The 9,785-nt window shown below is 63.3% G+C and carries 10 protein-coding genes and 1 pseudogene; 9 read left to right on the top strand and 2 right to left on the bottom strand.

Features of this window, described 5'->3' with window-relative positions; genetic code table 11:
* The 3 genes from Q0L94_RS14020 to Q0L94_RS14010 all read left to right on the top strand — a co-directional run.
* The coding region (locus Q0L94_RS14020) for an ATP-grasp domain-containing protein (protein ID WP_296754251.1) at nt 1-1,162 on the top strand (1,162 nt) is incomplete at its 5' end.
* Nucleotides 1,159-1,635: a transcription elongation factor GreA gene (greA, locus tag Q0L94_RS14015; RefSeq protein ID WP_296754248.1), complete on the top strand. Its 477-nt coding sequence runs from the start codon at nt 1,159-1,161 to the stop codon at nt 1,633-1,635. The genes Q0L94_RS14020 and greA, both read left to right, overlap by 4 nt.
* The gene (locus Q0L94_RS14010) at nt 1,635-2,093 is read left to right on the top strand and encodes a DUF4149 domain-containing protein (RefSeq protein ID WP_296754246.1); all 459 of its coding nucleotides are present in this window, start codon (nt 1,635-1,637) and stop codon (nt 2,091-2,093) included. The genes greA and Q0L94_RS14010 overlap by 1 nt, the downstream gene beginning before the upstream one ends.
* A gap of 17 nt (nt 2,094-2,110) precedes the next feature.
* On the opposite strand, the gene Q0L94_RS14005 is transcribed toward Q0L94_RS14010, so the two are convergent.
* Nucleotides 2,111-2,407, bottom strand: a complete 297-nt coding sequence (locus tag Q0L94_RS14005; protein WP_296754243.1) for a YhbY family RNA-binding protein — start codon at nt 2,405-2,407, stop codon at nt 2,111-2,113.
* A gap of 49 nt (nt 2,408-2,456) precedes the next feature.
* On the opposite strand from Q0L94_RS14005, the gene Q0L94_RS14000 reads away from it, so the two are divergent.
* From Q0L94_RS14000 to pstC, 6 genes are all read left to right on the top strand, one after another.
* Entirely contained in the window at nt 2,457-3,134 is a 678-nt protein-coding gene (locus tag Q0L94_RS14000) for an RlmE family RNA methyltransferase (RefSeq protein ID WP_296754240.1), read from the top strand.
* A gap of 48 nt (nt 3,135-3,182) precedes the next feature.
* Complete coding sequence (gene ftsH / locus Q0L94_RS13995; RefSeq protein WP_296754237.1) at nt 3,183-5,075, top strand: ATP-dependent zinc metalloprotease FtsH; 1,893 nt, start codon at nt 3,183-3,185, stop codon at nt 5,073-5,075.
* 54 nt (nt 5,076-5,129) lie between these two features.
* The gene (gene folP, locus Q0L94_RS13990; RefSeq protein WP_296754234.1) at nt 5,130-5,969 is read left to right on the top strand and encodes a dihydropteroate synthase; all 840 of its coding nucleotides are present in this window, start codon (nt 5,130-5,132) and stop codon (nt 5,967-5,969) included.
* Complete coding sequence (gene glmM, locus Q0L94_RS13985; protein ID WP_296754232.1) at nt 5,959-7,323, top strand: phosphoglucosamine mutase; 1,365 nt, start codon at nt 5,959-5,961, stop codon at nt 7,321-7,323. Before folP ends, glmM begins: the two co-directional genes overlap by 11 nt.
* 89 nt (nt 7,324-7,412) lie before the next feature.
* A complete protein-coding gene (pstS, locus tag Q0L94_RS13980; RefSeq protein WP_296754229.1) occupies nt 7,413-8,432 on the top strand; it encodes a phosphate ABC transporter substrate-binding protein PstS in 1,020 nt (339 codons plus the stop codon).
* 126 nt (nt 8,433-8,558) lie between these two features.
* A complete protein-coding gene (pstC, locus tag Q0L94_RS13975; RefSeq protein WP_296754227.1) occupies nt 8,559-9,536 on the top strand; it encodes a phosphate ABC transporter permease subunit PstC in 978 nt (325 codons plus the stop codon).
* A 122-nt stretch (nt 9,537-9,658) separates the two neighbouring features.
* On the opposite strand, the pseudogene Q0L94_RS17945 reads toward pstC, so the two are convergent.
* Nucleotides 9,659-9,751, bottom strand: a pseudogene (locus Q0L94_RS17945) (DUF1902 domain-containing protein); the annotation flags it as partial.
* Nucleotides 9,752-9,785 lie beyond the last annotated feature (34 nt).

Here is a 9,785-nt window from a genome sequence, read left to right as displayed (position 1 = left end):
GCGCAACCCCGACAGCGCCATCCGCATGGCCGAGGAAATCGGCTACCCGCTGGTGGTGCGCCCGAGCTACGTGCTGGGTGGCCGCGCCATGGAAATCGTGCGCGAGGAGGCCGACCTGCGGCGCTACATGACCGAGGCGGTCAAGGTGTCGAACAAGTCGCCGGTGCTGCTCGACCGTTTTCTCAACGACGCCATCGAGGTCGACGTCGACGCATTGTCCGACGGCGAGCAGGTGGTGATCGGCGGCATCATGCAGCACATCGAGCAGGCCGGCGTGCATTCGGGCGATTCGGCCTGTTCGCTGCCGCCGTACAGCCTGTCGAATGAGATCCAGGACGAGCTGCGCCGCCAGACCGTGGCGATGGCGAAGGCCTTGAAAGTGGTCGGCCTGATGAACGTGCAGTTCGCGATCCAGGGGGATACGGTGTACGTGCTGGAGGTGAACCCGCGTGCGTCGCGCACCGTGCCCTATGTGTCCAAGGCCATCGGCGCGCCGCTGGCGAAGATCGCCGCGCGCGCGATGGCGGGTATTTCGCTGAAGTCGCAGGCGTTCGAAAAAGAGATCATCCCGCCGTATTTTTCGGTGAAGGAAGCGGTATTCCCGTTCCGCAAGTTCCCCGGCGTCGACACCATCCTCGGCCCGGAAATGAAATCGACCGGCGAGGTCATGGGGGTGGGCGACAACTTCGGTGAGGCTTTCGTCAAGTCGCAACTGGCGTCGAGCTCCGAACTGCCGAAGCCGGGTGGCCGCGCCTTCGTCAGCGTGCGCTCGGGCGACCGCGATGCCATCGTCGAGGTGGCGCAGGCGCTGCGCGATCTCGGCTTCAACCTGGTCGCCACGCGCGGCACTGCCCAGGCGATCGAGTCGGCAGGGATTCCGGTGGCGATCGTCAACAAGGTCAAGGAAGGCCGCCCGCACATCGTCGACATGATCAAGAACGGCGATATCGATTTCATCGTCAACGTAGTCGAAGACAAAAAGGCGGTGAAGGATTCCTACGCCATCCGCGCCGAAGCGCTGGCGCGCCGGGTGGTGTACTTCACCACCCTGGCCGGTGCGCGCGCCGCCTGCATGGGCATGCAGCATGGCAACGAACTCAAGGTGTATTCCCTGCAGGCGCTGCATCAGCGCCTGCAGGGAACCAATAAGGCAAGACTGTGAACAAATTTCCCCTCACCGTGGTTGGCGCCGAAAAGCTGCGCGCCGAGTTGCAACATCTGAAAAGCGTGGAGCGTCCCGCTGTGATCCAGGCAATCGCCGAGGCACGCGCGCAGGGCGACCTGTCTGAAAACGCCGAGTACGACGCCGCCAAGGAAAAGCAGGGCTTCATCGAAGGGCGTATTGCCGACCTCGAAGGCAAGCTGGCGAATGCGCAGATCATCGACCCCACCACCCTCGATGCGGATGGCCGCATCGTCTTCGGCGCAACGGTTGAACTGGAAGACGCCGAATCCGGCGACAGCGTGGTTTACCAGATCGTCGGCGACGACGAGGCCGACATCAAGCAGAGCAAGATTTCCGTGTCGTCGCCCATCGCGCGCGCGCTGATCGGCAAGTATGCGGGCGACAGCGTGGACGTGCAGGCGCCGGGTGGCCTCCGCCAGTACGAAGTGCTGGACGTGCAATACATATAATGCGGCGTTTCTGGGACGGCCTCGCCGGGACGATGCTGGTGCTGTGGATCGGCGGCATCTGGGCGATCGGCTACGTCGCGGCGCCCGTGCTGTTTGCCAGCCTCGGCGACAAGCAGCTGGCCGGGGTGCTGGCCGGCAAGCTGTTTGAAGTGATGGCGTGGATCGGTATCGCTGCTGCGGCCTATCTGATGCTCTACCGCATTGTGCGCGACGGCGGCGCGGCGTTGAAAACCCTGTTTTTCTGGGTGATCGCTGTCATGCTGGCGTTGACGCTGGCGGGCCATTTCGGCATCCAGCCCATCATGCAGAGCCTGAAGGATCAGGCCATGCCGCACGCCGTGATGCAAAGTGTGTTTGCCGACCGTTTTTCGCGCTGGCACGGTGTGTCCAGCATTCTGTATTTGATCCAGAGCGCGCTGGGGCTGTTGCTGGTCTGGCGTTCGGGGCTGGCGCGATAAACCCCGTCGGGCAGCAATCAGCCCGGCAGGACGATGACGGGCTTGGCTGCGGCGCGATAAATCACCAGCACCTTGCCGATTTGCTGCACTGGCGCGGCGCCGGTGGCGGCGCAGATTTCCTCCAGCCAGTTGCGGCGCATCGCCGATTCGCTGCTGGCGGCCTTGATCTTGATCAGTTCGTGCGCAGCCAGTGCGTGATCGACTTCCTTCAATACGGCAGCCGTCAAACCCTGGTTGCCGATCATGACCACCGGTTGGCGCGTGTGTGCCAGCCCTTTCAGAAATTGCCGCTGTGCGGGCGCGAGTGCTTTCATGCTTGTTCCTTCAAATGAGCGCGGATTGTAGCCGATAGAGCCGATAGACATGGCGCAGAAACCCAAGCGGACCAAATCGGGCAGTGCCTGGATGCACGAGCACGTGACGGATCCTTACGTCAAAAAGGCGCAGCAGGACGGCTACCGCTCGCGCGCCGCCTATAAATTGCTGGAAATCGACGCTCGCGACCATCTGCTGCGCCCCGGCATGACGGTGGTGGATCTGGGCGCCGCGCCCGGCAGTTGGTGCCAGGTGGCGGTGCAGAAAATGAAGCGGCAGGGCAGGGTGCTGGCGATCGATCTGCTGCCGGTGGCGTCGATGCCCGGCGTCGACAGCCTGGAAGGCGATTTCACCGAGCCGACGGCGCTGGCCTGGCTGGAAGAAAAGTTGCAATCCGGGCAGGTTGACCTTGTATTGAGCGATATGGCACCCAATATCAGCGGGGTGATGCTGGCAGACCAGGCGCGGCATTACGAATTGTGCGAACTGGCACTCGAATTTGCGGCAGACTGGCTGAAACCAGAGGGCTGTTTCCTCGTCAAAGTATTCCAGGGCGTTGGTTTTGAGGATTTCAGGGCCCGGATGCGGCAGGCATTCGAGCAGGTGCTGATCCGCAAACCCGACGCCTCGCGTGATCGCAGCACCGAGGTCTATCTGCTGGGACGTCGCCCGGTTGCAGCACGGGATAGCGGGTTGCAAGGCTGCCGTGGCATGCCTGCAAAATAGGGTTTAGAATGAGTCTAAAGGTGCTGCATTCAGCACCGAGGAGTAAACGTGAACAATCTGTCCAAAAACATCGCCGTCTGGTTGATCATTGCCGTCGTCCTGATGACGGTATTCAACCAGTTCGGCGCTCAGCGCACTGCCCAGAAGCAGATGCCCTACTCGCAATTCATCGAAGAGGTGCGCCAGCAGCAGATCTCCAAGGTGGTGATAGAAGGCAACGTGCTCAAGGGCGAGCGCAGCGACGGCCAGCGTTTCACCAGCTATGCGCCGAGCGATCCGTGGATGGTCTCCGACCTGCTGAAAAACGGCGTCTCGGTCGAGGCCAAGCCTGAGGAACAGCCGTCGTTCCTGATGAGCCTGTTCATTTCCTGGTTCCCGATGCTGCTGCTGATCGGCGTGTGGATCTTCTTCATGCGCCAGATGCAGGGCGGCGGGCGGGGCGGGGCGTTCTCGTTCGGCAAGAGCCGGGCGCGCCTGCTCGACGAAAACGCCAATCCGGTGACCTTTGCCGATGTGGCGGGCTGCGACGAGGCCAAGGAAGACGTGGCGGAACTGGTGGACTTCCTGAAGGACCCGACCAAATTCCAGAAGCTGGGCGGGCATATTCCGCGCGGCGTGCTGATGGTGGGGCCGCCGGGAACCGGCAAGACCTTGCTGGCGCGCTCGATTTCGGGCGAGGCCAAGGTGCCGTTCTTCAGCATCTCGGGGTCGGACTTCGTCGAAATGTTCGTCGGCGTGGGTGCTGCGCGCGTGCGCGACATGTTCGAGCAGGCGAAGAAGAATTCGCCCTGCATCATCTTCATCGACGAGATCGATGCGGTCGGCCGCCAGCGCGGCGCCGGCCTCGGCGGCGGCAACGACGAGCGCGAGCAGACCTTGAACCAGTTGCTGGTGGAAATGGACGGCTTCGAGGCGACCACCGGCGTCATCGTCATCGCTGCGACCAACCGCCCCGACGTGCTCGACCCGGCCTTGCTGCGTCCGGGCCGCTTCGACCGTCAGGTGGTGGTGGGTCTGCCCGACATCCGCGGCCGCGAACAGATCCTGCTGGTGCACATGCGCAAGGTACCGCTCGCCCCCGACGTGCGGGCCGACATTCTGGCGCGCGGCACCCCCGGCATGTCCGGCGCCGACCTCGCCAACCTGGTCAACGAGGCTGCCCTGTTCGCTGCGCGCGGCAACAAGCGCCTGGTTGACATGGAGGATTTCGAGAAGGCCAAGGACAAGATACTCATGGGTGCCGAGCGCAAGTCCATGGTGATCACGCCCGAGGACAAGAAGAAAACCGCCTACCACGAGTCGGGCCACGCGGTGATCGGCATGACCCTGCCGGGCTGCGATCCGGTGCACAAAGTCACCGTGATCCCGCGCGGCCGCGCCCTGGGCGTGACCATGTCGCTGCCGGAAGTGGACCGATTCAGCCTGTACAAGGACGAGATGCTGTCGCAGATCAGCATGCTGTTCGGCGGCCGGGTGGCAGAAGAGATTTTCGTCGGCAGCATCTCGACCGGCGCTTCCAACGACTTCGAGCGCGCCACCAGCATCGCGCGCGACATGGTGACCCGCTACGGCATGTCCGAAGCGCTGGGCCCGATGGTGTACGGCGAAAACGAAGGCGAGGTGTTCCTCGGGCGTTCGGTGACCACGCACAAGAACATGAGCGAAGCGACGATGCAGAAGGTCGACGCCGAAATCCGCCGCATTCTGGACGAGCAGTATGCGCTGGCCAAAAAAATCCTCACCGAAAGCCGCGACAAGGTCGAGGCGATGACGTCTGCGCTGCTGGAGTACGAAACCATCGACGCCGAGCAGATCGCCGACATCATGGCGGGCCGTCCGGTGCGTCCGCCGAAGCCGGCAGGTGCTCCGCAGCCGCCGGCGAGCGGCGGCGACAAGCCGAGCGCCCCGGCGCCGACCGCGCAGCCGGCGCAGGAAACCTGAACGCCGGTCCGGCAACAACCACTACAATAGAGGGGCTTTGGCCCCTCTCTTTTCATGTTCGTCCTCCACGCCGGTCCGCACCGTCTCTCCCTGGCAAGGCCCATCGTCATGGGTATCGTCAACGTCACGCCCGATTCGTTTTCGGACGGCGGGCGCCTGGCCGATGCGCAGGCTGCGATCGGTCACGCGCTCAAGCTGCAGGAGGAGGGCGCCGATATCCTTGATGTCGGTGGGGAGTCGACCCGCCCCGGCGCGGCGAAGGTGCCGGTGGCGGATGAACTCCGCCGCGTGGTGCCGGTGGTCGAGGCGCTGGCGGGCCGTGGCTGCGTGGTGTCGGTCGATACCACGAAACCCGAAGTGATGCGGGCCGCGCTGAGTGCGGGTGCAGCGATGGTCAACGACGTGATGGCCCTGGGCGCGCCAAGCGCGCTGGACGCCGTTGCGGCGTCGGATGCGGCAGTGTGCCTGATGCACATGCAGGGCGATCCCCAGTCGATGCAGCAGGCGCCCGCGTATGCCGACGTGGTGGTCGAAGTAAAGCAATTCCTGGCGGATAGAGTGGCGGCATGCGAGGCGGCGGGCATTTCCCGCGAGCGGCTGGTGATCGACCCCGGCTTCGGCTTCGGCAAGGCGCTCGAACACAACCTGGCGCTGTTGCGTCACCTCGATCGTCTCGCCGAACTTGGCTTGCCGGTGCTGGCGGGGCTGTCGCGCAAATCGATGCTCGGCGCCCTGACCGGGCGTGCAGTCGATCGACGCGAATTTGCCGGCGTGGCGGCGCATCTGGCTGCCGTCGCACGTGGTGCGCGCTTGCTCCGGGTACACGATGTGGCGGCCATGCGCGATGCGCTGGCCATCTGGAATGCAGTGGAGGAACAACAGGATGGGACGTAAGTATTTCGGCACCGATGGGGTGCGCGGCAGGGTGGGCGAGTCGCCCATCACGCCGGAGTTCGTGATGCATCTGGGCTACGCCGCCGGGCAGGTGCTGGTGGCCGACCGCGGCAGCCTGCCACCGAACCAGCATCCGACCGTGCTGATCGGCAAGGACACCCGTATTTCCGGCTACATGCTGGAAGCCGCGCTGGAAGCCGGCCTGACCGCCGCCGGCGTGAATGTGCTGATGACCGGGCCGATGCCGACGCCCGCGGTGGCCTACCTGACGCGCGCGCTGCGTCTGCAGGCTGGGGTAGTGATCTCGGCATCGCACAATCCGTTCGAAGACAACGGCATCAAGTTCTTTTCCGCCAGCGGGCAGAAATTGCCGGACAGCGTGGAGAAAGCGATCGAGGCGCGGCTCGATCACCCGATCGTGACGGTCGAGGCGCGCCAGTTGGGGCGTGCCCGCCGGATCGAGGATGCCGCGGCGCGTTATATCGAGTTTTGCAAGAGCACCTTTCCCAATCACCTCGATTTGCGCGGCATGCGGATCGTGGTCGACTGCGCGCACGGCGCGACCTATCACGTTGCGCCGCATGTGCTGCACGAACTGGGCGCCGAAGTGATTGCCATCGGCAACGAGCCGAACGGCTACAACATCAACGAAAAGTGCGGCGCCACGCACACTTCGGCGCTGGCGGACGCGGTGCGTACGCAAGGTGCGGATCTCGGCATTGCACTCGACGGCGATGGCGACCGCCTGATGATGGCCGACGCGAAGGGGCGGATATACGATGGCGATCAGCTGGTTTATGTCATCGCGCGCCATCGTATCCAGACCGGCTACATGAAGGGCGGCGTGGTGGGCACGTTGATGACCAATCTCGGCACCGAACATGCTCTGGCCCGCATCCGGATTCCGTTCGAGCGCGCCAAGGTGGGTGACCGCTATGTGCTGGAACGCTTGCAGGCGAACGGCTGGACGCTGGGCGGCGAGACCTCGGGGCATATCCTTTGCCTGGATAAACACACCACGGGCGACGGTATCGTTTCGGCGCTGCAGGTGCTGCGCGCACTGCGCGAGTCGGGCGAGACGCTGGATGCGCTCACCACAGACCTGGAAACCTATCCCCAGGAGATGATCAACGTGCCGGTAGCCAAAGGTTTCAAGCTGGATGCCGTGCCTGCGGTCGGTGCGTCGGTCGCGGAGGCGGAGGCTGCCCTGGCCGGCAGCGGCCGGGTCGTCCTGCGCGCGTCCGGTACCGAGCCGCTGATCCGTGTGATGGTGGAAGGGCGGGATGCCGATCTGGTCAGGCATACGGCCGAAACCATAGCCGCTGCCGTGAGGACCGCCGCAGCGGCCGGGTGATTTCCTGCCTTGAAATATATCTGTAATATTCGCCCGTTAGTATGGCGACGTCGCCCATGCGGCAACGTCAACTACTACCGGAGATATACATGCGTACACTCAACAAGCTGGCTCAAGGCACTCTGGCCGCGGCCATGGGTCTGGCTTTCTCGGTCGGCGCGCTGGCCGCCGACATCACCGGCGCGGGTGCAACCTTCCCTTATGCCGTTTACACCAAATGGGCTGAAGCCTATCGGGCCGCCACCGGCAACAAGGTCAACTATCAGGGCATCGGCTCGTCGGGCGGCGTCAAGCAGGTCAAGGCCAAGACTGTCGACTTCGGCGGTACCGACGCGCCGGTCAAGGAAGCCGACCTGGATGCCGCCAAGCTGGTGCAGGTCCCGACCGTGATGGGGGGCGTCACCATCGTCATGAACGTTCCCGGTATCGATTCCGGCAAGCTGAAGCTGGACGGCATCACCGCCGCCAACATTTTCCGCGGCGCCATCACCAAGTGGAACGACCCCGCCATCGCCAAGCTGAACCCCGGCGTGACGCTGCCGAATCTGGCCATCACCGTGTCGCATCGTTCCGACGGTTCGGGCACCACCTATGCCTTTACCCACTATCTGGCCAAGCAGTCGACGGCCTTCATGCGTGAAGTCGGCGCTGGCAACACGGTGAACTGGCCTGCCAATGGAGTGGGAGGCAAGGGCAACCCGGGGGTCGCTGCCAACGTGCAGAAGATCAAGGGTGCGATCGGCTATGTGGACATCGCCGATGCGATGAAAAACAAGATGGATTTCATTGCGCTGAAGAACCGTTCCGGCAGCTATATCGTGCCGAATCAGGCGGCAGTGGCCGACGCGGCAGCGGGGGCCGACTTCAAGGTCCGCGGCATGGCGCCCGACCTGCTCGACCAGTCGCACAAGAACGCCTGGCCCATCACCACGGCCACGTATGTCCTGGCGTATGAAAAAGGCGCCGATGCCGGCAAGCAGAAAGGCGTAGTCGACTTCTTCACCTGGTCCTTGAACAATGGTCAGAAAATGGCTGAAGAGCTGGGCTTTGTGGCGTTGCCGCCCAATGTCGTGAAGATGGTCGAAGCGGAAATGAAAAACATCAAGTAAGACATCCGGATTGACTGATTTGATGATTGGCCGGGGGCGGCGTGCCGCCCCCGGCGCTCTACCAAAGCAGCTGCCTTGCGGCGGCTGCTTTGGCAGATAAAAAATCAAACCGATAGGCACCCCACCGTGAGCGAGCCCAGCGCACCCGCCGGAATCGACCTGCATGCCCAGCAGGTCAGCCGATTCCGGTTACAGGACAAATTTTTCCATTATTCCACCCAGTTTTTCGCCTTTATCGTTCTGGCGGCGCTGGTGGGTATTCTGGTGTCGCTTACCCTCGAAGCCTGGCCTACCCTTCAGGCATTCGGCCCGGCTTTCCTTTGGACCAACATCTGGAGCGTGCCGGACGACCAGTACGGCGCGCTGGCAGCCATTTACGGCACGGTGGTGACGTCCGTGCTGGCGCTGTTGATTGCCGTGCCGATCAGTTTCGGTATCGCCTTGTTCCTGACCGAAACCTGCCCGGTCTGGCTGCGCCGCCCGCTGGGCACCGCGATCGAATTGCTGGCAGGCATTCCCTCCATCGTCTACGGCATTTGGGGGTTGTTCGTGTTCGCCCCCCTGTTTGCCGAATACATCCAGCCCCCGTTGCAGGAATTACTGGGCGATGTTCCGGTCATCGGCGGCTGGTTCTCCGGTCCTCCCATCGGGGTCGGCATTCTCACTGCCAGTATCGTGCTGGCGCTGATGGTCATCCCTTTTATTGCTTCGGTGATGCGCGACGTGTTCGAAACCGTGCCGCATGTGCTGAAGGAGTCGGCCTACGGCATCGGCTGCACCACCTGGGAAGTGGTGCGCAACGTCGTGCTGCCCTACACGCGTGTCGGTGTCATCGGGGGCATCATGCTGGGGCTGGGGCGCGCACTGGGCGAGACGATGGCCGTCACCTTCGTGATCGGCAACGCCAACCGCATCAACGGCAGCCTGTTTGCACCCGGTACCTCGATTGCTTCCACGCTGGCCAACGAATTCGGCGAGGCGGACCCCGGCCTGCATATCGCCTCCCTGTTTGCGCTGGGCCTGGTGCTGTTCATCATCACCTTTGTCGTGCTGGCGATTTCGCGCTGGCTCATCAGCCGCAGCATGGGCTCGGAAGGTCTGTGAGGAAAGCCGTCATGATGAGCCTGTATACCCGCCGTATCTGGATCAACCGCATCGGCATCATGGGACACCATTGCAGTCAGCTTGGCGGAAAGCTTATCCGAACTCGCCGATTCCGTCGCCCGTCCTGGGGCAGAATCGGATGTCGCCACCCAGACAGCGGCTTCTTCGTCCCACTCCGCCCCGACAAGCAAAACTTTTCCTTTCTTCCGCTTCATTCCAATCCGACTCTCGCCGACCTTTGGCGCACAC

It is taken from the genome of Thiobacillus sp. (assembly GCF_024708915.1).
Note: the sequence above shows the minus strand (reverse complement) of the source record. Positions and strands in the feature narration are given on the sequence as shown.

Bases quoted from the DNA above. Each gene is read 5' to 3' on its own strand.
- glmM (WP_296754232.1), top strand. From the start codon at position 5,959: ATGGGACGTAAGTATTTCGGCACCGATGGGGTGCGCGGCAGGGTGGGC.
- folP (WP_296754234.1), top strand. From the start codon at position 5,130: ATGTTCGTCCTCCACGCCGGTCCGCACCGTCTCTCCCTGGCAAGGCCC.
- pstS (WP_296754229.1), top strand. From the start codon at position 7,413: ATGCGTACACTCAACAAGCTGGCTCAAGGCACTCTGGCCGCGGCCATG.
- Q0L94_RS14000 (WP_296754240.1), top strand. From the start codon at position 2,457: ATGGCGCAGAAACCCAAGCGGACCAAATCGGGCAGTGCCTGGATGCAC.
- Q0L94_RS14005 (WP_296754243.1), bottom strand. From the start codon at position 2,407: ATGAAAGCACTCGCGCCCGCACAGCGGCAATTTCTGAAAGGGCTGGCA.
- Q0L94_RS14010 (WP_296754246.1), top strand. From the start codon at position 1,635: ATGCGGCGTTTCTGGGACGGCCTCGCCGGGACGATGCTGGTGCTGTGG.